Annotated in this window: 26 protein-coding genes and 1 pseudogene; 15 read left to right on the top strand and 12 right to left on the bottom strand. The window is 67.5% G+C overall.

Translation table 11 applies throughout. The annotated features are described in order from the left end of the window. Positions 1–2: 2 nt before the first annotated feature. The 3 genes from H2037_RS09035 (at position 3) to H2037_RS09045 (ending at position 1,461) form a co-directional block, all read left to right on the top strand. Entirely contained in the window at positions 3–581 is a 579-nt protein-coding gene (locus tag H2037_RS09035) for an RNA polymerase sigma factor (protein WP_054765333.1), read from the top strand. A 108-nt stretch (positions 582–689) separates the two neighbouring features. Further along, positions 690–1,025, top strand: coding sequence for a hypothetical protein (locus H2037_RS09040; RefSeq protein ID WP_066551041.1), 336 nt, complete (start codon positions 690–692; stop codon positions 1,023–1,025). 25 nt (positions 1,026–1,050) lie between these two features. Then, positions 1,051–1,461 carry a copper resistance CopC family protein gene (locus tag H2037_RS09045; protein WP_066551038.1) on the top strand — a complete coding sequence of 137 codons (411 nt, stop codon included), beginning with the start codon at positions 1,051–1,053 and terminating at the stop codon, positions 1,459–1,461. Positions 1,462–1,621: 160 nt separating this feature from the next. Here H2037_RS09045 and H2037_RS09050 read toward each other — a convergent pair whose 3' ends face one another. The 6 genes from H2037_RS09050 to H2037_RS09075 all read right to left on the bottom strand — a co-directional run bounded on the left by H2037_RS09050 (position 1,622) and on the right by H2037_RS09075 (position 9,847). Beyond that, positions 1,622–2,359 carry an HAD family hydrolase gene (locus tag H2037_RS09050; RefSeq protein ID WP_066551037.1) on the bottom strand — a complete coding sequence of 246 codons (738 nt, stop codon included), beginning with the start codon at positions 2,357–2,359 and terminating at the stop codon, positions 1,622–1,624. 139 nt (positions 2,360–2,498) lie between these two features. Continuing rightward, complete coding sequence (locus H2037_RS09055; protein ID WP_292120574.1) at positions 2,499–4,022, bottom strand: copper resistance protein B; 1,524 nt, start codon at positions 4,020–4,022, stop codon at positions 2,499–2,501. Beyond that, positions 4,019–5,881: a copper resistance system multicopper oxidase gene (locus H2037_RS09060; protein ID WP_112862310.1), complete on the bottom strand. Its 1,863-nt coding sequence runs from the start codon at positions 5,879–5,881 to the stop codon at positions 4,019–4,021. The genes H2037_RS09055 and H2037_RS09060 overlap by 4 nt, the downstream gene beginning before the upstream one ends. 137 nt (positions 5,882–6,018) lie before the next feature. Beyond that, on the bottom strand, positions 6,019–6,489 hold the full coding sequence (locus H2037_RS09065; protein WP_152950394.1) for a DUF305 domain-containing protein: 471 nt from the start codon (positions 6,487–6,489) through the stop codon (positions 6,019–6,021). Between the two features lie 49 nt (positions 6,490–6,538). After that, positions 6,539–7,219: a DUF305 domain-containing protein gene (locus tag H2037_RS09070; RefSeq protein WP_292120582.1), complete on the bottom strand. Its 681-nt coding sequence runs from the start codon at positions 7,217–7,219 to the stop codon at positions 6,539–6,541. 273 nt (positions 7,220–7,492) lie between these two features. Continuing rightward, the gene (locus tag H2037_RS09075; RefSeq protein ID WP_174086269.1) at positions 7,493–9,847 is read right to left on the bottom strand and encodes a heavy metal translocating P-type ATPase; all 2,355 of its coding nucleotides are present in this window, start codon (positions 9,845–9,847) and stop codon (positions 7,493–7,495) included. A 100-nt stretch (positions 9,848–9,947) separates the two neighbouring features. Between H2037_RS09075 and H2037_RS09080 the strand changes: the two genes are divergently transcribed. Together H2037_RS09080 and H2037_RS09085 are read left to right on the top strand one after the other, a co-directional pair. Next, positions 9,948–10,223 (top strand): metal-sensitive transcriptional regulator, encoded by a 276-nt coding sequence (locus H2037_RS09080; protein ID WP_066551027.1) that lies wholly within the window; start codon positions 9,948–9,950, stop codon positions 10,221–10,223. 283 nt (positions 10,224–10,506) lie between these two features. Continuing rightward, complete coding sequence (locus tag H2037_RS09085) at positions 10,507–11,667, top strand: acyltransferase (protein ID WP_066551024.1); 1,161 nt, start codon at positions 10,507–10,509, stop codon at positions 11,665–11,667. On the opposite strand, the gene H2037_RS09090 is transcribed toward H2037_RS09085, so the two are convergent. Continuing rightward, complete coding sequence (locus H2037_RS09090) at positions 11,630–12,019, bottom strand: hypothetical protein (protein WP_066551023.1); 390 nt, start codon at positions 12,017–12,019, stop codon at positions 11,630–11,632. The two genes, H2037_RS09085 and H2037_RS09090, sit on opposite strands and share 38 nt — an antisense overlap. Before the next feature lie 158 nt (positions 12,020–12,177). Between H2037_RS09090 and H2037_RS09095 the strand changes: the two genes are divergently transcribed. The 3 genes from H2037_RS09095 to H2037_RS09105 all read left to right on the top strand — a co-directional run bounded on the left by H2037_RS09095 (position 12,178) and on the right by H2037_RS09105 (position 16,685). Beyond that, positions 12,178–14,310, top strand: a complete 2,133-nt coding sequence (locus tag H2037_RS09095) for a TonB-dependent receptor (protein ID WP_161638708.1) — start codon at positions 12,178–12,180, stop codon at positions 14,308–14,310. Between the two features lie 7 nt (positions 14,311–14,317). Next, positions 14,318–15,361, top strand: a complete 1,044-nt coding sequence (locus H2037_RS09100) for a PepSY-associated TM helix domain-containing protein (RefSeq protein WP_066551022.1) — start codon at positions 14,318–14,320, stop codon at positions 15,359–15,361. A 187-nt stretch (positions 15,362–15,548) separates the two neighbouring features. Further along, on the top strand, positions 15,549–16,685 hold the full coding sequence (locus H2037_RS09105; protein ID WP_066551020.1) for an acyltransferase: 1,137 nt from the start codon (positions 15,549–15,551) through the stop codon (positions 16,683–16,685). 29 nt (positions 16,686–16,714) lie between these two features. Here H2037_RS09105 and copD read toward each other — a convergent pair whose 3' ends face one another. The 3 genes from copD to H2037_RS17415 form a co-directional block, all read right to left on the bottom strand. After that, complete coding sequence (gene copD, locus H2037_RS09110) at positions 16,715–17,635, bottom strand: copper homeostasis membrane protein CopD (RefSeq protein WP_066551019.1); 921 nt, start codon at positions 17,633–17,635, stop codon at positions 16,715–16,717. Positions 17,636–17,639: 4 nt separating this feature from the next. Beyond that, a complete protein-coding gene (gene copC / locus H2037_RS09115; RefSeq protein ID WP_066551017.1) occupies positions 17,640–18,002 on the bottom strand; it encodes a copper homeostasis periplasmic binding protein CopC in 363 nt (120 codons plus the stop codon). A gap of 327 nt (positions 18,003–18,329) precedes the next feature. Then, positions 18,330–18,662, bottom strand: a complete 333-nt coding sequence (locus H2037_RS17415; protein ID WP_082854037.1) for a chromate transporter — start codon at positions 18,660–18,662, stop codon at positions 18,330–18,332. Between the two features lie 376 nt (positions 18,663–19,038). On the opposite strand from H2037_RS17415, the gene H2037_RS09120 reads away from it, so the two are divergent. The 6 genes and pseudogenes from H2037_RS09120 (at position 19,039) to H2037_RS09145 (ending at position 24,451) form a co-directional block, all read left to right on the top strand. Continuing rightward, on the top strand, positions 19,039–19,275 hold the full coding sequence (locus H2037_RS09120; protein ID WP_066551015.1) for a hypothetical protein: 237 nt from the start codon (positions 19,039–19,041) through the stop codon (positions 19,273–19,275). A 211-nt stretch (positions 19,276–19,486) separates the two neighbouring features. After that, positions 19,487–22,471 carry a TonB-dependent receptor gene (locus H2037_RS09125; protein WP_066551013.1) on the top strand — a complete coding sequence of 995 codons (2,985 nt, stop codon included), beginning with the start codon at positions 19,487–19,489 and terminating at the stop codon, positions 22,469–22,471. A 55-nt stretch (positions 22,472–22,526) separates the two neighbouring features. After that, positions 22,527–23,312, top strand: coding sequence for a DUF4198 domain-containing protein (locus tag H2037_RS09130; protein ID WP_082854036.1), 786 nt, complete (start codon positions 22,527–22,529; stop codon positions 23,310–23,312). 84 nt (positions 23,313–23,396) lie between these two features. Beyond that, positions 23,397–23,813, top strand: a pseudogene (locus tag H2037_RS09135) (copper resistance protein B); the annotation flags it as partial. Between the two features lie 16 nt (positions 23,814–23,829). After that, positions 23,830–24,213 carry a copper resistance CopC family protein gene (locus tag H2037_RS09140; RefSeq protein ID WP_066551011.1) on the top strand — a complete coding sequence of 128 codons (384 nt, stop codon included), beginning with the start codon at positions 23,830–23,832 and terminating at the stop codon, positions 24,211–24,213. Between the two features lie 10 nt (positions 24,214–24,223). Beyond that, entirely contained in the window at positions 24,224–24,451 is a 228-nt protein-coding gene (locus H2037_RS09145; protein WP_066551009.1) for an ammonium transporter family protein, read from the top strand. 65 nt (positions 24,452–24,516) lie between these two features. Here H2037_RS09145 and H2037_RS09150 read toward each other — a convergent pair whose 3' ends face one another. Further along, positions 24,517–24,816 carry a toxin-antitoxin system, antitoxin component gene (locus H2037_RS09150; protein ID WP_066551007.1) on the bottom strand — a complete coding sequence of 100 codons (300 nt, stop codon included), beginning with the start codon at positions 24,814–24,816 and terminating at the stop codon, positions 24,517–24,519. A gap of 186 nt (positions 24,817–25,002) precedes the next feature. Continuing rightward, positions 25,003–25,245, bottom strand: a complete 243-nt coding sequence (locus H2037_RS09155) for a helix-turn-helix transcriptional regulator (RefSeq protein WP_174086279.1) — start codon at positions 25,243–25,245, stop codon at positions 25,003–25,005. A 478-nt stretch (positions 25,246–25,723) separates the two neighbouring features. Here H2037_RS09155 and H2037_RS09160 point away from each other — a divergent pair, with 478 nt between their 5' ends. Then, positions 25,724–26,209, top strand: a complete 486-nt coding sequence (locus H2037_RS09160; RefSeq protein ID WP_292120603.1) for an RNA polymerase sigma factor — start codon at positions 25,724–25,726, stop codon at positions 26,207–26,209. Positions 26,210–26,212 lie beyond the last annotated feature (3 nt).

Genomic DNA, 26,212 nt, shown 5'->3' on the forward strand with positions numbered 1-26,212 from the left:
GGGTGGAGAGTCCAGCGAACCTGTCAGCGCGCGCCGCCGGCGGCGATCGGGCGGCCTTCGGCGCGCTGATGCAGCAGACCAAGACGGCCCTGTTCCGCTTCGTCCGGCGCTATGTCGGCGACGAACAGGATGCGTGGGATCTGTTGCAGGAGACCTATGCGGCGGCGTGGATCAACATCCGCCGCTATGACCCGACCCGGCCCTTCGAAGCTTGGATCCGGACCATAGCGCTCAACAAATGCCGGGACTGGAGCCGCCGCCGGTTCGTCCGACGCCTGATCCGGGGCGACGTCGATCTGGCATCGCCGGAAGCCTTGGCCGTGGCGAACGGCGACGAGCCGGCGGATGAACGGATGGAGGCCGGCGACCGACTCGCCCGTCTGAACGAGGCGATCAGCCTTTTGCCGCCGCATCTCAAGGCCCCGCTGCTGCTCACCGCGATCGAGGGGCGCAGCCAGGCGGAAGCGGCCGAAATTCTCGGCGTGACCGTCAAGACGGTGGAGACGCGCGTCGCGCGCGCCCGTCGCAAGCTGTTCGATGTCCTGGGCGGCGCGGGCGACGTCCCGCCGGCTCCGAAATGACGCGGATGAAGGCCGGACGGCGAGGGCTGCGGCGCTCGCCCGCGTAAACCAGTATGAAGGCGTCGATGGAAATACCTGACCGTCGCCCTCTTATCAGGAGCTTGCCACATGAGATTGCCGATCCTCGCCGCGGCCGCGGCGGTCACCCTGGGCGCCTGCCAGCCCGCCGCCGAGCCTCAACCGGTGGACGCCGAGCCGACGCCGGACGCTTCAGCGATGGCTCCGATGGAAGCCGTGCCGGCCGCAACCCCCGAGGCGACGCCGCCGCAGGCCGCCACGCCCGCCCCTGCCGCATCAACCCCGGCCGCGCCTCCCAAGGCATCGGCGCCCCGCCCGGCCCCCCGGCCCGCGCCCGCGCCAGAGCCGACACCGCCGCCTGCCGATCCGATGGCCGGCCATGACATGTCGAAGATGGACGGCATGACCATGCCGCCCAAACAGTAGTTCGCTTGAAGTCCAGGAGTTTTCGATGAACCGTTCAATACTCGCCACTCTCGCCGCCCTCGCGGCCTTCGCTCCTCTGTCGGCCGCCCAGGCCCAGAGCCAGTCGCATGCCGGCATGTCGGCGCAGGACCACGCCGCCATGCAGGCGCCGGCCAATGGCGTGGCGACCACTCCGGCGGACAACGCCATGCTGTCCTCCGCCCCGACCACCTTCTCGGCGACTTTCCCGCACGCCATGGTCCTGACGTCCCTTCGCCTGACCGGCGGACCGTCGAACCAGGCGGTCGATGTGGCCCTGTCAGCGGAGGCTGCACCCGCGGTCACCGTCAGCGCCCCGCTTCCGGCCCTCGCGCCCGGCACCTACGCCGCCGCCTGGACCGCGAAGGGCGCCGACGGCCATCAGATGAACGGCGTCGTCCGTTTCATGGTTCACTGAGGAGGCGGCCTCCCGCCTCCTGAGGGGCCGAAACCGAAGTGGGGAACGCCGCGCGGCGAGCCGCGCGGCGTTTTTCTTGCGCGATCGGATCGTCGATCTGGCGCACCTCGATCGCGGGCGGCTTAAAAGCGACGCGGCGGTATCCCGCACGCCGAACCCTTCATTCACGCTGAGTGTGAAGCGCAGGCAGACAACGCGCCAGGCCCGTCAAGGTCCTGACCACCACGTCGGCGTCGCTGCGACGGGGTTCGGCCTCAAGGGCCCGTTCCGGATCATACAGCACGGTCCGACAGCCCAGAGCCTTGGCCGGACGGATGTCCCATTCGAGGCTGTCGCCGATCACGCAGACCTCGGGGGCCTCGACGGCCAGGGCGGCGAACGCACGCCTGAACGCGTCGGGAAAGGGCTTTCCCACGCCGACTTCGCCCTCGATCTGAATGTGATCGAAATACGGTTCGAGACCGAACCGTTCGATCTTGGCGCGCTGCAACGGTCCGGCGCCGTTGGTGAGAAGCGCGAGGCGATAGCCCGCGTCGCGCAAGTCGAGCAGCAGGGCCTCAGCCCCCGCCTCGAGCCGCATCTCTTCGTCCCGCCGCCGGCTGAAGGCGTCGGCGAGGCTCGAGACCGTTTCGCAAGCCGGTGCGGGATGGCCTTCCCGAAGCAGGGTCTCGAAGGCCGCTGTCGCGATGAGGCGCCGCGCGTGTCGTGGGTCGGCGCGACCCAACTCATGACACCGCGGGTCGCGCCAGAACGCCTGCCCGGCCCGCGTGAGCGCCTGCGCCGCGATATCCGGGGCGAGGCCGCCCAGCTCGGCTTGCATCATCAAGCAGACGCTCCGCCAGGCCAGATCCGGCCGGCGGTAGGCCGAGAGCAGGGTGTCGTCGAGGTCGATGACCACGGCCGAGAGGGGCCGCGGCCTCACCGAGACCTCCCCGTCCTTTCCAGCCGCCGAGACCGGGGACGCCGCGCCTCGGCGACGATCCGCGACCGCCTATCGGGGCCAAGGATCAGACGAGGCCCGCCGCCGCCGACCTTCGCTAGAACCACGTCCGGATGCCGACGACGAGGCGCGTGTCTTCCGAGCTTCGCCCATCGGCTTCGAGGAAGTCCGCCGTATTCCCGAAGCTCTTGGTCCATTCCAGGCCGACATAGGGGGCGAACTCCTTGTGGAATTCGTACCGCAGCCGAGCCCCGATCTGGATCGACGTCAGGCCGGATCCAATCCGGAGCTCGGGGATGTCCTCGGCCGACAGCACGACTTCAGCGCGAGGCTGCACGATCCAGCGGTTGGTGATCCGCTGATCGTATTCGGCCTCCGCCCTCGCCGTGAGTTCACCCTTGTTGGAGAGGAAGGCCGCCGCATCGACCTCGAACCAGTAGGGCGCGAGGCCCTGAACGCCCACGACCAGATCGGTTCGATCGCCCTCCGGACGGTAGGTCTGTCGCAGACCCGTCTGGAAGTCGAAGAAGGGCCGGAACGCCCGGCTGTAAAGGGCCTGGATCTCGGCTTCCTCGACCTCGCCGTCGAAGTCGCCCTCGACTTCCGACTTCCACCAGAAGCGGTTGATGTCGCCGCCGGTCCAGCCCTGCGCGTCCAGCGCGTAGCCTTCTTCGCCGTCTCCGAAACTCGCTTCGAGCTGGTCGATGATCACCGCGGTGGTCCGCACGTCGCCATTCTCGACGCGAAGCTGTTCGCGGGCCGCCGCCATCTCCGCGGGATCGAACAGGGTATCGGCGGCGTGAGCGGGGCCGCTGGTCGCCCCGGGCGGAACGGGCATTTCCGGAGGGCGTCCCGGGTTGTCCGCGCTGGTCGGCACGTCGGGCGGCATCGCCATGGCCGACATGTCATGACCCGGGGGCATCTGCCCCATGGTCGACATGTCATGTCCCGCCGGCATGGCCGACGCGGGCGCGGTCTGCCGCATCGTTGACATGTCGTGCCCGGCGTGGGGATCCGGCTGACCGGCGGCGGCCGGCTGTTGGCCGGCCTGCATGGTCGACATGTCATGTCCCGCCGGCATGGCCGGCGCGGGCGCGGTCTGCCGCATCGTCGACATGTCGTGCCCGGCGTGCGGGTCCGCCTGGCCGGCGGCGGCCGGCTGCTGGCCGCTCTGCATGGTCGACATGTCATGTCCCGCCGGCATGGCCGGCGCGGGCGCGGTCTGCCGCATCGTCGACATGTCGTGCCCGGCGTGAGGATTCGGCTGACCGGCGCCGGCCGGCTGTTGGCCGCTCTGCATGGTCGACATGTCATGTCCCGCCGGCATGGTCGGCGCGGGCGCGGTCTGGCCCATCGTCGACATGTCGTGCCCGGCGTGGGGGTCCGCCGACGCCGGCGCGCGCTCGGGCACGGCGCCGGTTGGGCAGGCCGGCGCCCCGAGCGTTCCGACGCGGGAGGGATCCGCCGTCGGCGCGCCGCGCCGGACGCAACCGGCGGGCAGCTGGACGGCGGGCTGGACGGCGTTAGCCGCCGCGCCGTGCCCGGCGTGGCTCTGGGCGAACACCGGGCCGGCCGAGGCCGCGAGGAGCAGAGGGACGAGACCCACAGACCGACGGATCATGACGAAGCTCCTGCCATCGGGCGGACGGTGACGACGTTGAACATGCCCGCGTGCATGTGCATCAGCATGTGACAGTGGAAGGCCCAGTCCCCGGGATTGTCGGCGGTCAGGTCAAAGGTGACCTTGCCGCCGGGGAGAACGTTGACCGTATGCTTCAGCGGTTGGTGGCCCGCCGGTCCGCCGGTCACCAGTTCGAAGAAGTGGCCGTGCAGGTGGATGGGGTGGGCCATCATGGTGTCGTTGACCAGGGTCACCCTCACCCGCTCGTTCCGCTCAAAGCGGATCGGCTCGACCAGTTCGCTGAACTTTCTTCCGTCGAAGCCCCACATGAACCGCTCCATGTTGCCGGTCAGGTGGATCTCCATGGTCCGCGATGGGGGACGCTGGTCCTTGTTGGGCGTCAGCGAGACCAGGTCGGTGTAGACCAGCACGCGGTGGGGTACGTCGGCCAGTCCCGTCGGGCGCTCGCCCATGCGGTTGGCCGGCGCCATGGCGATGGCGTCCACGCCGACCCCCACCGCCATGTCCGGCGGCGCGTTGGCGGGATCGCGCATGCTCATGCCGGCCATGGAGCCGTGGTCCATCCCGGTCATCGCACCCGTGGACTGGGTCGCCATGGCGCCGTGATCCATCCCGGCCATGGCGCCGCCGGAGGCGCCGGTCATGGCGCCATGATCCATCCCCGCCATGGCGCCGCCCGGCTGGCCTCCCATCGAGCCGTGGTCCATGCCGCCCATCCCGCCCATGTCCCCCATGCCCATGTCCTTCATGGTCAGGTTTGGAACCTCGCGGAGCGGCGGAACCTCGGCGGTCATCCCCAGGCGCGGAGCAAGGGTCGCCCGCCCCATGCCGGAACGGTCGATGGCCTCGGATACGATGGTGTAGGCCCGGTCTTCGGTCGGTCGGACGATGACGTCATAGGTCTCGGCGACGGAGATCTGGAACTCGTCGGTCTCGACCGGACGCACGTTCTCGCCGTCGGCCTGGACCACCGTCATCGGCAGGCCGGGGATGCGGACGTTGAAGATCGACATGGCCGAGGCGTTGATGATGCGCAGCCGCACCCGTTCGCCGGGTCGGAACAGGCCGGTCCAGTTCTCCTGCGGGCCGTGTCCATTGATCAGATAGGTGTAGGTCGTCCCATTCACGTCGAGGATGTCGCGCGGGTCCATCCGCATCTGGCCCCACATGCGCCGTTCCTCCAGGCTCATGCGGTCCTCGCCGGAGAAGAGGCCCGCCAGGGTCGTGCGCTGCCGGTTGAAGTAGCCGGGGCTCTTCTTCAGCTTGTCGAGGATTTCGTGCGGATGCATGAAACTCCAGTCCGACAGGACCAGCACATGCTCGCGGTCGTAGGCGACCGGATCGGCGCCGGCCGGATCGATGACGATCGGCCCGTAATGGCCGAGCGCCTCCTGCAGGCCGGAGTGGCTGTGGTACCAGAAGGTGCCGGACTGCCTGATCGGAAACTCATAGACGAAGGTCTCGCGCGGCTTAATGCCTGGGAAGCTGATCCCGGGCACCCCGTCCATCTGGAAGGGCAGGAGAATCCCATGCCAGTGGATCGAGGTGTCTTCGTCCAGGGTGTTCGTCACCGCCAGACGGGCGTTCTGGCCTTCACGCAGCCGCAACACCGGCGCCGGCAGCACGCCGTTGATGGTCGTGGCGGTCGCGGTGCGCCCGTTCACGGTGAAGGGTGTCTGACCGATGGTCAGATCGATATTCGGCCCAGTCAGGGTAGGCAGGTCCGACCGCAGCCCCGGCGAGCCCGTCTGCGCCCAGGCGGGCATCAGGCCCTGCAAGGCGGCGAGACCGCCGCCCGCGACGGCGCCGCGCAGCAGCAGTCGACGATCTAGCTTCATAAGATACTCCTGAAAGTCAGAACCGCGCCTCGGCGAGGCGACGATCTATAGGGTTTTACGCAGGCGACCCGGTCGGCCCTCGCGACACGCTGCCGCAGAGCCGACCGGGCCGGAAACTCCCGTCGCCTGGCGCTGGATCAGCGCCGCGCCAGGATGGCTTTCATCTGGGCGATCTCCCTCTCCTGGGAGCTGACGATCTCCTCGCACAGACCGAGCACTTCCGGATCCTCCAGCGACGCCTGCTGACACATCAGGATCGCGCCGGAATGGTGGGGAATCATCGAGCGCAGGAACTCGGTGTCGCCCACCGCCGCCTGGGTCCGCATGCCGTAGAAGCTCACCGCGAACACCAGGGCCGCGGCTCCGCCGATCAGCAGGTTGGTCCGTTTCGACGGATACATCGATCGCATGAAGATCAGCATGAGGATCGCCATCGGCGAAACCATCATCAGCGTCATGTAGACGTTGTTGAGGTTGAAGTAGAAGTGATTGAGGGACGCGATCATCGTGTACATCACCAGGTACATGATGATGAAATCCAGAACGAGTTCGAAGCCGAACGAACGGTAGCTCCCCTTCATCGAATCCATCGTCTTCATCTTTTCCATCGATCGCTCCTTTCGCGACAACGCTCTTCAATCACATTCCGATCGCCAATCAGGCGGCGCCGGCCGGATGGGAGTCCAGCCAGGCGCGCAACTCGGCGATGTCGGCGGTCTGCATCTCGATCGTTTTCTGCGACATGCGCCGGATGTCGGCGTCCTGACTTTCGCGCAACACCACCTGGGCCATGTCGAGGGCGCCCTGGTGATGCGCAATCATCTTGCGAGCCCAGGTCTGGTCCGTGTCGGCCCCGGTCGCGGCCATCATGGCGTCCTTCATCTTGGCCTCGGCCGTCGCGTATGGATTTTCCGCGCTTCCGCCCGGAGCCGCCGCGCCGGCGGCGGCGCCCACGTTCGTTTCAAGCCAGCGCCGCAGCTCGGCGATATCGCCGGTCTGCATCTCGATGGTCTTCTGGGCCATGCGACGGATATCCGCGTCCTGTGTGTCCCTCAGCACGATCTCGGACATGTCCAGCGCGCCCTGGTGGTGAGAGATCATCTTGCGGGCCCATGTCTCGCCCGCATCCGCGCCCATGGCGGACATCATGGCCTCGTGCATCTTGGCCTCGGCGGCGGAGAACGGAGTCTGCGCCATGGCCATCGGCTCCTGCGTCTGAGCCGAGGCTTCGGCCTCCGTGTTCGGCGGCGGTTCCGCCGCCGGGCTGCAGGCCGCCAGAACGAGAGCGGAACAGCCGGCGACCAAGAGAGACGTGCGGGTGAAAGTCGGGGTGAGCATAGGGAGTCTCCGCTTGAGGGGGTCGCCGGCGGATCGCCGGACGGCCAGACGATCGATGCGTCCGACAACGTTGCGGCGGGTGCGAGTTTGGTCCCTTGCCCCGACTGCCCACGCCGGACATCGTCCAGCGTAATCCGGCCCCGGAGCCACGGTTCCGCCGTGATTAAATATTCCCGAACGCCGTTGGATCAGGCGAGGGATCGGTCGCCGGAATGCGTATTGGCGCCCGCCGCGGCTCTCGTCTGCGACGGCCTTCTGGCCATGGGACGTCCATCAGAGTCGGACGGCCCGGAGCCGCAGCGCGTTGGCGATCACACTGACGGAGGACAGGGCCATCGCCAACGCCGCCAGGGCCGGCGACAATAGGAGGCCGGAGACCGGGTAGAGCAGTCCCGCCGCGATCGGAATGCCGAGGGTGTTGTAACCGAAGGCGAAGACCAGGTTCTGGCGGATGTTGCTCATCACCGCACGGGACAGTTTGCGCGCCCGGACGAGGCCCTGGAGATCGCCGCCGAGAAGGGTGACCCCGGCGCTCTCGATCGCGACGTCCGAGCCGGCGCCCATGGCCACCCCCACGTCGGCGGCGGCCAGGGCCGGGGCGTCGTTCACACCGTCTCCGGCCATGGCGACGATCCGACCCTCCGCTCTCAGCCGCTCGACGACCGCCGCCTTGTCCTGGGGCAGAACCTCGGCCTGAACGTCGTCTATGCCGAGCCGGCGCGCCACCGCCTCCGCCGTTGTACGGTTGTCGCCGGTCATCATCACCAGACGCAGCCCCGACGCCTTCAGATCGCGGATGGCCTCGGCGGTCGTCGCCTTGACCGGATCGGCGATGCCCAGCACGCCGGCCGCAGCCCCGTCCACGGCGACGAAGATGGCGGTCGCGCCGTCTTGGCGAAGCGTATCGGCCCCGGCTTCCAGAGGCCCGACGTCGACGCCGATCTCGGCCAGATAGCGGCTGTTGCCGAGCGCCACGCGGCGGCCGTCGACGACCCCGGTGACGCCGCGCCCGACGGGGCTGTCGAAGTCCGACGCCTCGGACAGAACCAGATTTTGGTCGCTCGCCGCCCGAACGACGGCGTCCGCCAGCGGATGCTCGCTGCTCCGCTCAAGACTGGCGGAAAGTCTCAGAAGCTCGGCCTCGTCGAACCCGTCGGCTGGCCGGACGGCCGTCACCGAGGGGCGCCCCTCCGTCAGGGTGCCGGTTTTGTCGAGCACCAGGGTGTCCACCTTCTCGAAGCGCTCCAGCGCCTCGGCGTTCTTGATGAGCACCCCGGCGTGAGCGCCGCGCCCCACCCCGACCATGATGGAGATCGGCGTGGCCAAGCCCAGGGCGCACGGACAGGCGATGATCAGCACGGAGACCGCGGCGACGAGGGCGTAGGACAGCCGCGGTTCGGGGCCGGCCAGGCCCCAGACGATCGCGGCGAGAACGGCGATCCCGATCACGGCCGGAACGAACCAGCCCGACACCTTGTCGGCCAGCCGCTGGATCGGCGCGCGGCTGCGTTGGGCCTGCGCCACCATCTGGACGATCTGCGCCAGGAGGGTGTCGGCGCCCACCTTGTCGGCTCGCATGACGAACGAGCCGGTCTTGTTGAGCGACCCGGCGACGACCTTGTCGCCGACGTCCTTGGTCACCGGCATGGATTCACCCGTGACGAGGGACTCGTCGAGGGTGACCCGGCCGTCCAAGATCTCTCCGTCGACCGCCACCTTCTCGCCGGGACGGACGCGCAGCCGATCTCCCACAGCGACCAGATCGAGGGTGACGTCCTCATCGCCGCCGTCGTTGCGGACGCGCCGCGCGGTCTTCGGGGCGAGGTCCAGCAGGGCCCTGATGGCCCCCGACGTCTGTTCGCGCGCCCGAAGCTCCAGGATCTGGCCGACCAGCACCAGGACGGTGATGATGGCCGCCGCCTCGAAATAGACCGGCGCGCTGCCGTCCATCCGCCGGACCGCCGCCGGGAACAGATGCGGCGCCAGAACCGCGACCACGCTGTAGATCCAGGCCGCACCGACGCCGATGGCGATCAGGGTGAACATGTTGAGGCTGCGATTGCGGATGGACGCCCAGCCCCTCTGGAAGAACGGCCAGCCGGACCACAGCACGACCGGCGTCGCCAGGGCGAACTGGATCCAGTTGGAGGTCTGGCCCGGAATCCGCATCGCCAGCCCGGTCAGATGGCCGCCCATTTCAAGCGCGAAGACCGGCAGCGTCAGAACCGCGCCGATCCACAGGCGACGGGTGAAGTCGATCAGTTCGTGATTGACCGGAGCCTCGGCGGTGACGGTCTCCGGCTCCAGCGCCATGCCGCAGATCGGACAGGAGCCCGGTCCCTCCTGGCGCACCTCGGGATGCATCGGACAGGTGTAGATCGCACCGGGCGTGACGGGAGCCGGTTCGGGCCGCTCGCCGAGATAGCGATCCGGATCGTCCACGAATTTGGTCCGGCAGCCCGCCGAACAGAAGACATACTCCTCCCCCGCGTGGGCGGCCCCATGCGCCGTGGTCGCCGGATCGACGGTCATGCCGCAGACCGGATCGATCGCCTGGGCGCCGGCTTGAGGCGTCTTGTTCGAACAACAGCCGTGACCGGCGGGATGGGAATGGGATGACGTAGCCATGACGGCTCCTCAGACAACCTCACTAACAAATATACCCCACAGGGGTATCGCGCAAGGTGTGACGGTGAGGTAGGATCGAACGGTCGGAACGAGGAACAGGATGCAGACCGAGATCAAGCCGAAGGTGTTGAACCGCCTGAGCCGCATAGAGGGACAGGTGCGTGGTCTTTCCAGAATGGTCGAGGAGGACCGCTACTGCATCGACGTCCTGACCCAGCTCCAGGCCGTTCGGGCGGCGCTGTCGCGTGTCGAGGGCCAGGTCTTGAAGGACCACATGGATCACTGCGTCATGGGCGCGATCGCGGGTGACGATCTCGCCGACCGCAAGGCCAAGGCGTCCGAACTGATCGAACTTCTCGGCCGCGCTTCCCGCTAGCCGGGGACGGACTCCCGGCGTTTGGTCGCCAGGCCCGGCGGTCGGCCTGGACATCCTCTCGTCTGGCTGAGGGACATGACATGTCTTGGGGGCGGCCTCACCCAGAGCCGCAGCGGTCCAGGCTGGCAAACCGGCCGAGGGCATGCCGAGCCCCGAGCCAGACTTGGACGTCCCGTATGACCGGCCGGCCCCGTCTGGCGTCGCGCATGAGGGATGTTCCCGCCCGATGCGTATCTCAATATGGCGGCGGTGCTGATCCGCCGCCCTTGGGGGGCCATCGCGAATGACATCCGTACCGCCGACCCGAGACGGCTATCCCGCCGATCTCAGGGCCCTGACCAGTCTGCGCGCCTTCCTCGCCTTGGGGGTGGTGCTGTTCCATTATCAGCTCCAATGGGATCCGGCCCTGGGCTTCAGCCCGATCATCGAGCGAAGCCGGCTGGCGGTGGACGCCTTCTTCATGCTGTCGGGCTTCATTCTGGCGCACGTCTACGGTCCGGCCTTCGCGAGCCGCGGTTTCAGTTACCGGCGTTTCATCGTCGCCCGGCTCGCGCGGCTTTATCCCCTGCACGTCGCGGTTCTGACGGGCGCCTTGATCATGGTGCTGGGCGCGACCGCCGCCGGCGTCCGCTTCGACGCCGAGGGCTACGGGCCGCTGGCCTTCTTCCAGACGCTGTTTCTCATCCAGGCCTGGTTTCCGACCGATGCGGAGTTGAACTGGAGCGGCCCGAGCTGGTCCCTGTCGGCGGAATGGTTCGCCTATCTGCTGTTCCCCGCCTACGCCTGGCTGGCCCTCCGTCTGCGAGCGCGGCCGTGGGTGCTGCTGGGGATCGGGGCCGCGGCGTTCGTCGCCCTCGACGCCTTCTACGTCCAGGCGTTCGGCAAGGTCCTTCCGCGAGCTGAGGACTCCCTCGGCATTCTCCGGATCGTCCCCGAATTCCTGGTCGGCATGGCGCTCTACGGGCTGGGCCATCGCTGGCGCTGGAGCCCGCCCGTGGCCGCCGCGGCCGCCCTGTCCACGACCGTCCTGCTGCTGGGCGCGATGCAGCTGTCACTGGACGATCGCACCATCGTCGCCCTCGCCGCCCCCGTGATTCTGACCTGGTCCCTGCTCGCGCGGGCGGATTGCGAGGGCCCCCTCGCCGCCCCGGGCCTTGTCTTCGCCGGAGAAGCGTCCTTCGCCCTCTATCTGGTGCACATGCCGGTGATCGTGGCCTGGAAGGGCGTCGTGGCCGAACTGCGCGGCATCGACAGCACCTTCCGCATCACGCCGGTCGAACTGATCGGATTGTTCATCGCCACGGCCCTGATCGCGGCGGCGCTGCATCTGCTCGTCGAAAAGCCCGGCCGAACCTGGATAAGGCGCCGGTTCGACAGGCGTCGCGACGAGCTCGCCCCGGCCGCGCTCAGCCCGCCGGCGCTCCGTGAGCCTGACGACCGCTGAGCCGACCGGTCTCTTCGCCCTTCGCGACGGCCGTCCGCTCGTTGGCGATGACACCGCCGTCGTCGAGAACCGGCCGATCCCGACCTCCGATCGACCCGTCGCGAGGACCTCCGTCGCGGATAAACCGCACCGTCTCCGTTCGGAGATGCGGCTCGGCCACGAAGCCGGCGTCCGCCAGGGCGAGATGCTGTGGCGTCGCGGGCGCGCCGCGCTCAGGTTTCCACCAGCCCTCCGTCGCCGCAGCCTTCGGAAGAAGGCCGCTGATGATGCGTTCGATATCGCGGAACGTTAGCACCACTTCGGTCCGCCTTTGACGCCGCAGATAGGTTGCGAGGGGCGCGTATTTGGCCATGAACCTCTTTTCCTCTCGCCGCCCCGCAGGTCAAGCGCTGCTCGGCCCCTGCGATAGCCACGAAGAAGCCAACACCAGGCTGGCTAGATGCGAGTGCGATTGACTCGCAACAAGGCCTGTGGTCAGACGCCCTCCCTGTCGTTCCCCTGAAGAGCTCCATGTCCCCTCGTCTCCTCGCCACCGTCGCCCTCCTGCCGCTGCTGCTGGCCGCGCTTCCCGCGGCGGCCCAGGAGGGGCCCACCCCGGACGCGACGCTTTTGGACGAGGTGGTGGTCACCGCCTCCCGGATCGAGACCCCGCGCTCCGCGATCGCCGCCACGGTCGAGCTCATCGACGCCGAGGCCATCGTCCAGCAGACGGCGCTGGCCGCCTCGGCCGTCGATACGGTGGCGGCCCTGGTGCCCTCCTTCTCGCCGACGCGGCAGAAGCTGTCGGGCTTCGGCGAGACCCTGCGCGGACGCTCGCCGCTCTATCTCGTCGACGGCGTGCCGCAGTCGACGCCGCTGCGCGACGACAGCCGCGACGGCTACACCATCGATCCCTTCTTCATCGACCGGGTCGAGGTCATCTTCGGCTCCAACGCCATCCAGGGCATCGGGGCCACCGGCGGGGTGGTCAACTACGTCACCGCCCGCAAGCCGTCCGAGGCGGAGGGCCTGACCGGGCGGATGATGGCCCAGGTCACCACCGACGACGAGCTGCAGGGCGACGGCGTCGGCGCCAAGATCGCCGCCATCGGCGGCCGTGACTTCGGCGCCTTTGACCTGACCGTGGGCGCGGCCTTCGAGACCCGCGGCGCCTACTATGACGCTGACGGCAGCCGCGTCGGCTTCGACGGCGCCCAGGGCGAGGTCCAGGACTCGCAAGCCGTCTCGCTGCTTGCGCGCGGTGGCTGGGACCTGGGCGGCGATCGCCGGCTGGAGGGCTGGGTCAACCGCTTCGATCTGGAAGGCGACGGCGACTATGTGACCGTGGCGGGCGACCGGGCGACGGGCGTCCCGACCACCGCCGTGCGCGGCGCGGCGCCGGGCGAGCAGCCCTCGAACGCGGTGACCTCTGCGGCCCTGACCTACACCGATCGCGACCTGTTCGGCGGCGTCCTGCGGGCCCAGGTCTTCGCCCACGATTACCAGGGCGTATTCGGCGGCGGCAGCTTCCCGGACTTCCAGGACCCCCGCATCGCCCCGGTCGGGACCCTGTTCGACCAGTCGGCCAACAACTCGGAAAAGCTGGGCTTCAAGATCGACTGGCAGGGCCAGGTTCCCGGTCTGGCGGGCCTCAAGGCCCTGGTCGGCCTCGACGGCCTGCGCGACCGGACCTATCAGGAACTGATCCTGACCGGGCGCAACTGGGTGCCCGAGACCGCCTACGAGAGCCTGTCGCCCTTCCTGCAGCTGAACCAGTCGGTCCTGGCGGGCCGCCTCAGCCTGTCGGCGGGCGTGCGGCGTGAATCGGCGAAGCTTAAGGTCGACGACTTCCAGACCCTATACGCCTACGGCCCTCAGACGGTGGCGGGCGGCGAGCCGGGCTTCGAGGAGACGCTGTTCAATATCGGCGCCGCCTTCGAGGTGACTCCGGCTCTCCTCGTCTACGGCTCCTTCGCCCAGGGCTTCACCATGCCGGACGTCGGTCGGGTGCTGCGCGGCATCAACCGCCCCAATCAGGACGTCGACACCTTCCTCAACGTCGAGCCGGTGGTGTCGGACAACACCGAGGTCGGGGTCGAATACCGCGGCGCGCGCGTCGAGCTGTCCGCCGCCGTGTTCCGGTCCGAGGCCGAACGCGGCTCGCTGCTGAACCGCCTGCCCTCGGGCATCTTCGAGGTGCAGCGCCAGGCCACGCGGATCGATGGACTGGAGCTGAAGGGACTATGGCGCGCCACGGACGCCCTGACCCTTGGCGGCAGCTACGCCGCGCTGGACGGCCAGAGCGACAGCGACGGCGACGGCGATCTGGACCGCGACCTGAACGGAGCGAACATCTCGCCCGACCGCCTGCTGCTGTGGGGCGAGTACGAGACAGGCCCGATCGCCCTGCGCCTTCAGGCCCAGACCTATCTCGCACGCGACTTTGACGGCGAGCCCGCGGCCAACGGCTTCGAGGGCTATACGGTGCTCGACGCCGTGGCCCGCTATGAGGCGGGCTTCGGCACGGTGTCGCTGGGGGTGCAGAACCTGCTGGACGAGCAGTACATTTCCTATTTCTCGGACACACAGGGGCCGACCGACAATCTGCGCTTTTTCGCCGGTCGCGGGCGCACGGCCACCGTGACCCTGACGCGGAGCTTCTGAGCCGGTGATGGGCGCGATCCGCACGCTCCACGCCTGGGCCGGGACCGCCCTCTCGATCCTGGCCGTGGTGTTGGGCCTGACGGGATCGTTGCTGGTGTTCGAGGACGACTGGATCCGCGCCACCGTCCCCGCCGCGCGCGCCGAGATCGATCTCGATGCCGCCCGTCTGGGTGCGGCGCTGGACCGGCTCGAGGCAGCCGAGCCCCGCCTCACCTCGGTGGTCCTGCCGGGCGGGGCGGTCGGCGTTCACCGGCTCTACCTGGCCGAGGACGGTTTCGGCTACGCCGACCCCGACGGCAAGGTGGTGGACCGCTGGTGGGGCCCGGCGCGAGCCGAGACATGGATCTTCGACCTTCACCACGAGCTGCTGGCCGGTCACACCGGCAAGCTGGTTGCCGGCGGCGCCGGCCTGACCCTGGCGGTGATGATCCTGACCGGCCTGATCGTCTGGATTCCCGCCTGGCGCGCCACCGGCTGGCGGGTCTGGCCCCGCTCGGGGGCCCGGCGCGAACTGATCGGCAGCCATCGCAATCTCGGCCTGATCTTCGCCATCCCGCTGGTCGTCTTCAGCATCACCGGTGCGGCCATCGTCTTTCACGGCACGACCCAGGCCCTGCTGGGGGCTGTCCCGACGCCGCCGGCGCCGGTGGTCGGGACCGGGGACGTCGACTGGGCCCACGCCCTGACAGAGGCCCAGGCCCGCTTCCCCGAAGCGATCCCGCGCATGGTTGTCCGCCCCGCCGCACCGGGCAAGCCCGCCACGATCCGTCTGAAGCAGCCCGGCGAGTGGCATCCCAACGGCCGCACCACCGTGACCATCGATCCGGCCACCAGCCGGGCGGTCGCGACCTCCGACGCCAACGCCCTGCCGACCGGCGTCCGGGCCTACAACGCCTTCTACCCCCTGCACGCCAGTTCGGTCGGCGGCTGGCTCTATAGCGCGGTGACGGCGCTCAGCGGCGTCGCCATGGCGGCCCTGGGGGTGGTCGGCGCCTGGGCCTTCCTCGGAAAGCCCCGACGCCGCTCGCCTCGATCGAAACCGACCCGCTGAGGACAAGCGGGCGAGGGAGCGGAAGGGTTTGCCGGATTCCCGGGTCTTGCCCTCCGCTGGTCGCCACTCGAGGCCTGATGCACTCACACCGCCCCGCGCGAACCCCTACGCGCGACCACCGGCGGCAAGGCCTCGTTCACCGTGTCGGGCAAGCCTTCCTTGGCGCCTGTGGGGGGATGATGGCTGGATGACGGAAGATCCAGCACCCCCGGAGCGCCGACGCCCGCCGCCGATCGCGCGCGGCGGCTGGCTCGACCTTCTGCGTTTCGTCGTGGGGGCGATGATCGTCCTCTATCACTTCCGCGAGGCCGCTCCGATCCCCTTGCCGCTCTTCCATCCGGTCTTCGACCGCGGCTATCTGCTGACCGACTTCTTCATCATCGACTCCGGCTACGTTCTCGCCCGCGTCTACGGCGAGCGGCTCGCGAACCGGCGAATTCCGCTTTCCGTCTTCTACCGTCAGCGATTTCTCAGGGTGGTTCCGGCCCACATGACCGTCAGCCTCGCCCTGGCGGGGCTGGTGCTGACGGCGGCGATCCTGGGCCAAACACCCAGCCACCCGGAATGGTTCGACTGGTCCCGGTTTCCCGCCCAGTTCTTTCTGGTGCAGGCCTATGGGGTGCCGGGCGGAGAGGGATGGAACGCGCCGACCTGGACGCTCTCGGCGCTCCTGGGCTGTTACGTCAGCCTGCCCTTCCTCGCTCGCGCGGCGCGCGGCCTGTCCCCATGGCTGATCCTCGCTCTTGGGGTGGGCGGGCTGCTCGCCGCCAACCTGTCCGCCCACGCCGCCTTCGGGTTGCCGATCTACGAGATGCCGTTGCGCCTCGGCTTCCTGCGGGCCTTTCCGCTGTTCGCCCTCGGCGTCGCCGTGGCTCTGTTCGCCCGGCAGGTCTATTGCCCGCCCCGTCTGGCCGCCGGTCTGGGCGGTTCCGCCGTGGTCGCTGTGGCGGGTCTGCAGGCTCTGGGACCCCATAATCTGGCGACCCTCGGCCTCCTGACCGTCATCATCTTCGCCACCGGGGCCTTGCCGGTTCGGAGCCCGTCCAGGCTGGTCGAGCACCTCGCTTTGATGGCGTTCGCGATCTTCCTGACCAACGAAGTGATCCGGATCGTGTGGTTCGGCGTGCTCGACGCCGTCGATTGGCGGAGTTGGAGTCCGTCAGTGCAATGGACCGCCTGGGCGGTCGGCCTGGCCGCGGCTTTCGGCGGCGCCGCCGTCTTCCGCTACGCCTTCGACCGACCGACCCAGGCCTGGTTCAATCGTCCGCAGTCGGGGTCGCGATCGACCTCCCCCGCGGCCAAGTCTCCCGTTCCCGCGCTGTAGGCCGATCCTTCACAAAAGCTCGGCGAGGTTCACATCATGGCGGCGGGGGGCGCCTGGGTGCCCATGATCGCCACGATCAGAAGCAGCAGGGCCGCCAGCACGGTCTCCAGCGCCAGGCTGCGCCGCAGGCGGCGCAAGGCGAGCGGACGGGCGTGATCGTCTTCGAGCGCCGATCCGAGATGCGGGGTCAGGACAAAGCGGTTCGAGGCCGCTAGGGCCAGCATGCCGGCGAACAGGACGAGTTTCAGGATCAGAAGAACGCCGTAGGGCGTCGTCAACAGGCTCCCGAGCCGGCTGAACCCGATCAGATAGGCGCTGTTCACCAGACCCGTGATCGTCAGCAGGACGACGGCGAGCGTTCCCAGACCGGCGAACCCCTCCAGGGCGGCGTGAGTCACCGGCGCGCCCGCCGCGTGCCCGTGGCGGGTCCGCAGCATCAGGAACAACGCGACCAGACTGCCGAGCCAGAGTCCGGCGGCGAGCGCGTGAACGACATCGGCGATCAGATGCGGCCAGCGGCCCGCGCCTTCCGTCGCCGCGCCGTGACCGGTCCAGGCCAGGCTGGCGCTGACCACAGCGCCGACGACGGTCAGCACGATCCAGCCGCCGCGTCCCGGTTTCAGACTGATCAGCAGAACGGCGGCCAAAAGGGCCATCGCCGCGCGAACCAGGAAGCCGACGCCCAGGCCCGTGCCGAATGCCACGTAGGACAGCGACTCCGGCTTCAGCGCCTCGGTCAGCGATCCCGCCATCACGGCGGTTTGGACCACGAGGTTGGCGAGAGCAGCCAGGACGGTCGCCACGGCGGCGACCAGCAGCGTCGTTCGCGGCCACCTTTCGGCGGCCGCGTCCGACATGGGCATCCTGAACGCGAAGAACAGGGGGACGCCAAACAGCAGGACGGCGCCGATGTACTGCCCCAGCCTCAGCAGGACGACCGTTGTCTCCATCTGATCAGCGGACCGAGAAGTTGGTGGACCCCGTCATCCGGTGCCCGTCCGGAGACGCCACCCGCCAGTTGACCACGTAGGCCCCGGCCGCCAACGGCCTCGCCGGAGCGCCCGAGATCGTCTTGCCGTCCTCGGACACCCGTGTCTGGACACGGATGGTCGCGCCCGCCGCATTGACGAGATCGAAACCGGAGAAGGCCGGCGCCACGCGCTCGCTGAAGGTGAGACTGATGGTGCGCGGCGCCGCGACCGCAGCGCCGGCGGCCGGCGTGGCGCTCACGAGACGCGCGTGTGCATCCGCCTGACCGGCGACCAGGGAAAGCGCCGCGACGGTCGCGGCGAGCGATGCGATTTTGAAACGGGTCAACTCAAACTCCTAGGAAGGGACGCCCCTACTGTCTCTTACGCGGCACGCGCCCCCGCCCCTCACGAAATGAAACTGAAGCCGGCCGGCCCCCGACAAAAACACTCGACGGCGGGTTCATCCACAAACTCGGCTTCAGGGATTTAAACCGGATCAGTTGGTGGCGGCCGGCAAGCAGAGACACATCTACCAAGGGAAGGCCGGACAAAGTGAGTCACGGTCCAGTCGCGCTTCGGCACAGCGGGTCCGCTCAACCGCTGTCACCGGCAGGGCGCCGGTCTGGACGACAACGCCTTGTAGAGGCGCCGCCGCGTCGCAGACCGCAGGTCGCTAAGCGCCGCCTCGCCGATCGCCTAGACGCGGAACTCGAGCATCACGCGAGAATTCGCCGATTACTGCTCGTCGGCGCATAGTCGAAAGTTCATGCGCTTCGGGGCCCACCAGCGCCTGCGTAAACGCTAGCAGTCGGTTCAACCGGTCACTGGATATCCCGCGAGCCTTACCCATCAGTTCGCAACGCGCCATAACGACAGGCACCACAGGCCCGCCGCAGACTGTGAACCCGATCCTCAAGAATCGAAGGAACAGGGCGCCTGAGAACCACGCGGGGTAGAGGCTGGTGCGCCACGGCGCCTGCGCTATCCGACCTGCCGGTCTGCACACATTGGTTTGGGCTCTCTTCCGACGAAGCGCACCGTCTCCGCTTTCAGATCGACTTCAGCTGCGAACCCTGCCGAACCCGAGCCTACTTCTGCGGCGCGCCATCGGCGTCGTCTGCGCCGTGCGACCGCCAGCCTAGGTCACTAGACGCCTTCGGCCGAAGACCGCCGATGATCCGTTCGATGCCGCAGAAGCTTAGTCGCACTCGGTTTTGCGCCGCCGTCGCAAATCACCCGCCAACGGATCATGCCTTCCGTACCCCCATTTCGGCGACGCCAGCGGCGAGGGTCAACCTTGAGGGGTGTTTGGTTTGAACCGTTCCCGAAACGTCGGGTAAGCTGAAACCATCGTCACCCAGGCTCGCAGTTGGAGCAGTTTCTTGACGGCGCTTTCGGACACCATCCAGTTCACAGTCATTCGAGGCGAAGGCGATTGGCGCGTCCTCCGCGATGGCCGAGACGCCGGCCACTTCGATTTCAGCGTCGACGCCATCGAGTCAGCCCTGGTCCGCGCTACCACGTTGATCGAAAAGGGCGAGACCGTCGAAGTCTTCGTCCAGGACGCGGCAGGCCAGCTTAGACAGGTCGATCCTGTCGGTGGCGAGGTACTGCACTAACGTCCTCGACCGTCGTCGAGCGCCGATATCCGGTCTTCTGCACCTCTTCGAGCAATCCCCACCGGCTTGGAAAGCGTTGTTCGACGCGTCCGAGAGCTCCGACCATCCCGGTCGACTGAAAAATTCGCGACATATGAGGGAAGGGAGGAGACGCCGCGTAGTCAACAAAGAGGGGCCGCGATTTGGCCGCAATGTCGCTAGGGGGAAACCATTGGCCAATAAGTTTTTCAGGAGCCGGCTCGTCGCCTCCTCTGTCCTGACCGGAATCACGATCGTGGCGACAGCGACGGCCCTGCCTGTCGCGGCGCAAAACCGTCCCTCCTCCGAGACATCGTCATCCGAACCGGCCGCAGAGCTGGAAGCTGTTGTCGTCACCGGGTCTCGCATCGCCCGACAGGACTACATCGCCAACAGCCCGATCGTGACCGTGACCCAAGAGGATTTCCAGGCGACGGGATCGGTCAACATCGAGAGCTTGATCAACGAATTGCCGCAGTTCACGGCCTTGGGCAACGCGGCCTCTAACAGCCCAAATCTGGCGGGCCAAGCCAATGTGCAACTCCGTGGTCTTGGATCGACGCGAACCCTCGTTCTTCTCGACGGGCGCCGGATAGTCCCATCCAACGCCTCGTCGGTCGTCGATCTCAACCTGTTGCCCACCCCCCTGATCGCTAGCGTCGAGACGATCACGGGCGGAGCCTCCTCGACCTACGGATCGGACGCGGTGGGCGGCGTGCTCAACTTCCTGCTCGACCGCCGCTTTGAAGGCTTCAAGCTAGACGCTCAGTACGGGGCCTCCGACCAGGGCGACGCGGAGGCGGAGGCGGTCAGCCTAACGCTCGGCGGGGACTTCGCCGAGGGACGGGGTCGCGCTGTTCTTTCGGCCAGCTATTCCAACCGGGCGTCCGTGCTCAACGCCAGTCGCTCTTTCTCGCTCATCGGCGGGTTCGCCGGCACCTCGCCGCTCGGGTCGACGGTGTTCGACGCCTCAAACTTGCCGACAGCCGCCGCCGTCAACGCCGCCGTTTCCGGCGCTGCACGGGGCGATACGTTCGGCTTCAACAACAACGGAACCTTGTTCACCTATCAGGGCGCGCGCGATTACGTGAGTCCCGGCGGCATAGACTATGAGGGGTTCCGCAAGCCGGGTCCGTTGCAGCAGACGGACTTCACCTACAGCACCGTTGATCGCAACTATCTGATTATTCCCCAGACCCGGTACAATGTGTATGCGGCCGCGAGCTACGAGCTCACCGAAGCGGTCGAGTTTTACACGGACGTCCTGTTTTCTCAGTATCAGGCCGGCAACCAGCTCGCGTCCAACCCGGGTACCGGCCCCACTACGGGCTTCCGTATCCCATCTACCAATCCGTTCATTCCTACTGAACTGCGCGGTGTCCTCAACTCGCGACCCAATCCGGCCGGGAGTTTCCGCCTCGACAAACGATTCAACGAGCTCGGTCCGCGCCGCCAGAACGAAAATTACAGCGTCTACCAGATCACCACGGGCTTACGCGGCGATCTGGTCGGTCTGCGCGACTGGACCTACGACGCCTACCTGACCTATGGCCGGGTAGACAACGACACCAATTACACTGGCTATCTCTCTCGCTCCGCCATTCAGCGGCTCCTGGAGGCGTCAGACGGCGGCGCGTCGCTCTGCACCGGCGGTTTCAACCCCTTCGGCGCCAATCCGTTGAGCGCCAGCTGTATCGCCTATGTCAGCCGGGTGCCGCGCAATAAAACTACGAACGATCAGCGTGTAGTGGAAGCCAATCTGCAGGGTGGGCTGTTCACCCTGCCCGCCGGCGAGGTGCGCGCGGCTGTCGGCGCGGCCTACCGAGAGCAGAACTACGACTTTTCGCCCGACAACCTGCTGATCAGCACCTTTACCCTTAACGGCGTCACCGGACCTGAACTGGCCGGCAACTCCGGCACGCCGCTGTCGGGATCGGATACGGTGTCGGAACTCTATGCCGAGGTACTGATCCCGCTGCTCGCCGACCTGCCGTTCATTCGCCAGCTTGAGACCAACCTCGGCTACCGTGTGTCAGACTATGACACCATCGGACAGGTCGCGTCTTACAAGGCGGACCTCAGCTGGGAGGCGATCGACGGGCTGCGGCTGCGCGGCGGTGTGCAACGCGCGGTGCGCGCGCCCTCGATCGGGGAGCTTTTCGCCGCCCAGAACCTGAGCTTCCCGTCGATCGGCGTACCCGTGTCCTCGACCGGGGTGCGGCAGTTCTCCGGCGACCCCTGCGACATCCGCGGCGCCTATCGCGCGCCCGGCGCCGCGAACGCCGGCCAGGTGCGGAGCCTCTGTCTGGCGCAGAATGTCCCGGCGCAGGTGATCGACTCCTACACCTTCTCCAACTCGCAAGTGTCGGGCGTAACCGGCGGGAATCCCGACCTGCAGGAGGAGACCGCGGACTCCTTCACGGTCGGCGCGATCTTACAGTCGCCGTTGTCTAGCGCGTGGCTTAGCGGCGTATCCGGATCCATCGACTACTATGACATCACCATCGAGCAGGTGGTCGGCACGGTCTCGACGACCGAACAGCTGCGCCGCTGCTACAATCAGGACGGCGTCTCCAACCCGACCTACGATCCGAACAACGTGTTCTGCCGCCTGTTCAGCCGGGATCCGAACTCCGGCCAGATCACCAGCACGTTCGAGACAAATGCCAACCTGGGCACGCTGAAGACCAAGGGGATCGACTTCCAGATCGACTGGCGGCTCGATCTGACCGACATAGGCGCACCAGACTGGGGCGCCCTAGCCCTCAACGTCACTGGCACCCGGCTGCTGGAATGGGAGCGGCAGGACATCCCGGGCGGCCCCTACACCGATCGCAAAGGCACCGTTTCCAACAGCTTCGGTCTAACCCTCCCGGAATGGAAGGCGCTCTCGACCCTGAACTGGACTCAGGATCCGTGGACCCTCGGTCTGCGCTGGCGTTACCAAGGCGAGGTCGAGAACTTCAACAATCGAAGCCAAGTCATCGACGCCATCCACTATTTCGATCTGAACGCTGGATTTGAGATCAACTCGACCGTCTCACTTCGCGCGGGCGTCAACAATCTGACGGACGAACAGCCGCCCGTCTATGCGCCCGCGATCGCCGCCAATACCGACCCGTCCACCTACGATCTGGTCGGACGCCGATACTACGTCGGACTGACGGCTCGCTTCTGATCCCACCGATACTCGGCGCGTCCTGCTGAAATCACGCAAAAGAAGGCCCCATCTCATGAACACTCGTCTGATGCTGACCTTGGCCACGAGCCTCAGCCTCGTCGCCGGCGGCGCGGTCGCCCACGACTTCTTTCTCATCCCCGAGCGCTTTGTCGGACCGGCCGGACAACCGCTTATCGTTCACGCGACCTCGTCGTCAGATTTTCCCGCTCTCAATGTCGGTTCGCCGCTGGCGCGGGTCGGAGAAGCACGAGCGATGGTGAACGGCAGGCCCGCCCAAGTCGCCGTGGACGCCCATCGGCAATCCCTCCGTTTAACCGTCTCCAGCGCCGACGAGGGCATGGCCGCGGTCACTCTTCAGACGGTTTGGGGCGAGTCCAACTGGCGCCCTGACCAGGTCGAGACCTACCTTGACGAGCACCCGTTCTCGGCGGAGGACATCGCGACAGTCCATCGTTTGCTTCCCGCTGGCGCGACGCTCCAGATCCGATCGCGCCGCCTAGCGAAATCTCTCGTGTGTTTCCAGACCTGCACCCCGATCCCGCAGGGCCCAACGGGTTTGGAGGTGGAGTTTCTGCCGCTGTTCGAACCGGGTCAATCGATGCCCGCCGGCTTTCAGCTGATCAGAAACGGTGAGCCGTTAGCGGCGCACCCCGTCACTATCCGTTTCGGCCCTCGCGAACGTCGCACGGTCGTCACCGACGCCGACGGCCGGTTGAAGCTTCAGGATGGCGTGAGCGGCCCCATCATGCTGGTCGCGGTAACTATTGACGCGCCGTCGCAACCCGGAGAGCGGTTTGTCACCAACAACGCGACCTTGACCTTCAACGCGCCGGTCTAGGTTGATGCCCCTGGGCGGTGGTCCTCGTCATCATCATCCGAGGCGCTACAGCCGGCTGTGACGCCCTTCTGAGACCTCCAGCCCGGCGTGCGCCAGGACTTCCGCCTCGAGGGCGATGATACGACGCATCTGGTTCTCGGCCTTCAGGGTCTGGCGCCCTACTGGTGGGAGATCGACGCCGCCTCCTTCCTGTCGACCGAGGGGAACCTGACCGCTCGTGTCGAGGCCGAATACGACCAGCGCATCACCCAGCGCTGGATCCTCCAGCCGCGCCTCGAAATCGACGCCTCCGCCAGCGACATTCCGGAACTGGAGCTCGGTTCCGGTTTGTCCTCGGTCGAAGCGGGCCTGCGTCTCCGCTATGAGTTTCGCAAGGAGCTCGCCCCCTACGTCGGCGTCGAATGGAGCCGCGCGCTCGGCGATACCGCCGACTACATCAAAGCCCGAGGCGGCGAGATAGACGACACACGCTTCGTCGTCGGTCTCAACGCCTGGTTCTAACCGAAGGAGATCATTGATGATCCGCACCCTCGTCCTCACCGCAGCCCTGGCCTTCGCCGGAGCGGCCGCCGCCCAAGACCCGCACGCTGGCCATGCCATGCCGGCTCAAGCCGCCGCGCCGCAATCGGGCATCGTCACCGTCCCTGCCGATGGCGCCATGACATCCGGTTCGCCCGAACGCTTCAGCGTCACCTTCCCGCACGCGATGATTTTGAAGACCGTGACCCTCACCGCCGAAGGACGTGCCCCGGTCGTCGTCAACGCCCCTGCCGCGCCGGCCGCCGCGACCGTCAGCGTGGCCCTGCCCCGCCTCGTGGCGGGCACTTACAGGGCCGCCTGGACGGCGGAAGGCGCGGACGGGCACAAGATGTCCGGGTCCGTCAGCTTCATGGTTCACTAGGAGAACGACGATGAAACTTTCCAATCTGCTGGCCGCCGCCGGCGCTGTCCTGGCCCTGAGCGCGGGTGCGGCGCTCGCCGCCGAAGGCTGCGAGTGCTGCAAGGACATGGCGGCTAACGCCGCCATGTCCTGCTGCGACAAGATGAAACCCGAAACGCCTCCGCCCGCCGAACCGGCGGCGCCCACGCCCGCGCCCTCGGATGCTCCCGCTCCCCAGGGTCACGCCGACCATCACTGATCGGCCGATCTGAGCCGCTCCGGCAAGCGCTCCGTCGACCGGGCCTTGCCGAGAGCGTCCAGGCCTCACTCCTCGGCCATCGTCCCGCTCGGCCGCGCCGCGCCTCCTGTGACGCCGCATCCCCCCACCCGGACGAAACGGACCGTTTCGGCCCGCGTCCGGGGTTCGGCGACAAAACCCGCGTCGGCGAAGGCGAGATGCTGGGGCATGGGCTCCCGCGCGGGATCCGTGCGCCACCAGTCCTCCATCGCCGCCGCCTTGGGCAGGATGCCGCCGACGATCCGTTCGATGTCCCGGAACGTCAGGTCCACTTCTGCGCGCTTCTGGCGTCTGAGAAAGGCTGCGAGCGGCGAATATTTGGCCATCGGCGTGTCTTGCTCCCCTGCCGTTGACGGTCAAGCCCAACTGGCGCGACCGGCCTCTCCAGTCTAGGCTCGCCCGCGGCGGGTTCCGGGAACGATAGGCGCCGACAGGGGACGCGCGAGCGTCGGCGGCGATTGGCGGCGAAACGCCGGGCTTCCTCACAGAAGTTCCTGGCCCGCCCCCTCCCCTCACCCCGGATCGATGAGACCCAGCCGAACGGCGGACGCCACGGCCTCGATCCGGGTCCGTACCCGGAGTTTCGAGCACACCTTCTCCAGGTAGCTGTCCACGGTGCGCGGCGACAGGGACAAGATGATCCCGATGTCGGAAGAGCTCTTCCCGCGACAGACCCACTGGAGGCATTCCTGTTCGCGCGAGCTCAGGGAAACCACGGGCGACGCACGATCCGGATCTTCGGAGACAGCTTCCATACTACACCACGGGTTGTCCTACTCCTTCCGTACACGGCGAGTTTAGAGCCGCGCAACGTCGATCAATTGCGGGTTGCCCGCAGGTTTCTTGCGGTCGCGGGGAGCCGCCGGCGCTTGAACCCCTGACAGCCTCCGCTTACAGCGAGGGGTCGGGCGCCGCGAGATAGGCGCACAGCTTGAGCCGGGGTTCGTCGCTGACGGAGGCGGCGCTGAGCGCTGAAGTAACGGGCCTCGTTCGCAGAGGATTCCAACGCCCGACCCCTCCCGCTTGCGTCGGGATTCCGTTTGATTCATGCTTCGACGTCGGCGTTCGCGCCGATAGGGGCCTGGAATCCCCTGTGCGATACCTTCTTCGACGACCCACGCCCGGCGTGGCTGTCGCTGACCGGATGACCGTGTCAGGCGTGTGAGCGTCTGCGCCCGGCTGTCCGCTCGCGCCTCGGATTCCAGCCGTTTGAGCCGCGGTCGGAGAGGCAGGTTGAGCGAAGCGGAGCCATTGCAGGCGGACAGCGGCGACGGGCTGAACAGCCTGTATCGCCGCTACGCCGCGTGGTTGAACCGCCGCCTCCGGGCCCGGGTCAGCCCGGAAGACGCCGACGACGTGGTTCAGGAGACCTACATCCGTATCGCGCCCTTCGCCGACGGCGGGATCGCCCAGCCCCGGGCCTTCCTGCTGCGGGTCGCCCTCAACCTGGTGCGCGACGACGCCAAGCACAGGCGCCGCAGACCTCGCGACGCCGATCTTCGAGCTCCGGAATCCGAAGGCGCGACCCAGTTCGACCTAGTGCTGCTTGCCCAGATCGTCACCTCCATGCCGCAACTCTACCGCGACGTCTTCGTCTTGAGCCGCTTTGACGGTATGACGTATCCCGAGATCGCCAAGGAGCTTGAGATCAGCGTCAAGACGGTGGAGTGGCGGATGGCCAAGGCGCTCGACTACTGCGCGCTGCGGCTGGACCTTTAGGCG

It is taken from the genome of Brevundimonas sp., from assembly GCF_013912065.1.
Classification (GTDB): domain Bacteria; phylum Pseudomonadota; class Alphaproteobacteria; order Caulobacterales; family Caulobacteraceae; genus Brevundimonas.

Excerpts from the sequence above, each read along its gene's own strand:
- H2037_RS09150 (WP_066551007.1), bottom strand. The coding sequence starts at position 24,816 with ATGGCCAAATATTCGCCGCTCGCAGCCTTTCTCAGACGCCAGAAGCGC.
- copD (WP_066551019.1), bottom strand. The coding sequence starts at position 17,635 with ATGGAGACAACGGTCGTCCTGCTGAGGCTGGGGCAGTACATCGGCGCC.
- H2037_RS09145 (WP_066551009.1), top strand. The coding sequence starts at position 24,224 with ATGAAACTTTCCAATCTGCTGGCCGCCGCCGGCGCTGTCCTGGCCCTG.
- H2037_RS09080 (WP_066551027.1), top strand. The coding sequence starts at position 9,948 with ATGCAGACCGAGATCAAGCCGAAGGTGTTGAACCGCCTGAGCCGCATA.
- H2037_RS09130 (WP_082854036.1), top strand. The coding sequence starts at position 22,527 with ATGAACACTCGTCTGATGCTGACCTTGGCCACGAGCCTCAGCCTCGTC.
- H2037_RS09060 (WP_112862310.1), bottom strand. The coding sequence starts at position 5,881 with ATGAAGCTAGATCGTCGACTGCTGCTGCGCGGCGCCGTCGCGGGCGGC.
- H2037_RS09070 (WP_292120582.1), bottom strand. The coding sequence starts at position 7,219 with ATGCTCACCCCGACTTTCACCCGCACGTCTCTCTTGGTCGCCGGCTGT.
- H2037_RS09155 (WP_174086279.1), bottom strand. The coding sequence starts at position 25,245 with ATGGAAGCTGTCTCCGAAGATCCGGATCGTGCGTCGCCCGTGGTTTCC.
- H2037_RS09045 (WP_066551038.1), top strand. The coding sequence starts at position 1,051 with ATGAACCGTTCAATACTCGCCACTCTCGCCGCCCTCGCGGCCTTCGCT.
- H2037_RS09140 (WP_066551011.1), top strand. The coding sequence starts at position 23,830 with ATGATCCGCACCCTCGTCCTCACCGCAGCCCTGGCCTTCGCCGGAGCG.
- H2037_RS09085 (WP_066551024.1), top strand. The coding sequence starts at position 10,507 with ATGACATCCGTACCGCCGACCCGAGACGGCTATCCCGCCGATCTCAGG.
- H2037_RS09095 (WP_161638708.1), top strand. The coding sequence starts at position 12,178 with ATGTCCCCTCGTCTCCTCGCCACCGTCGCCCTCCTGCCGCTGCTGCTG.
- H2037_RS09040 (WP_066551041.1), top strand. The coding sequence starts at position 690 with ATGAGATTGCCGATCCTCGCCGCGGCCGCGGCGGTCACCCTGGGCGCC.
- H2037_RS09100 (WP_066551022.1), top strand. The coding sequence starts at position 14,318 with ATGGGCGCGATCCGCACGCTCCACGCCTGGGCCGGGACCGCCCTCTCG.
- H2037_RS09075 (WP_174086269.1), bottom strand. The coding sequence starts at position 9,847 with ATGGCTACGTCATCCCATTCCCATCCCGCCGGTCACGGCTGTTGTTCG.
- H2037_RS09105 (WP_066551020.1), top strand. The coding sequence starts at position 15,549 with ATGACGGAAGATCCAGCACCCCCGGAGCGCCGACGCCCGCCGCCGATC.
- H2037_RS09055 (WP_292120574.1), bottom strand. The coding sequence starts at position 4,022 with ATGATCCGTCGGTCTGTGGGTCTCGTCCCTCTGCTCCTCGCGGCCTCG.
- H2037_RS09090 (WP_066551023.1), bottom strand. The coding sequence starts at position 12,019 with ATGGCCAAATACGCGCCCCTCGCAACCTATCTGCGGCGTCAAAGGCGG.
- H2037_RS09065 (WP_152950394.1), bottom strand. The coding sequence starts at position 6,489 with ATGGAAAAGATGAAGACGATGGATTCGATGAAGGGGAGCTACCGTTCG.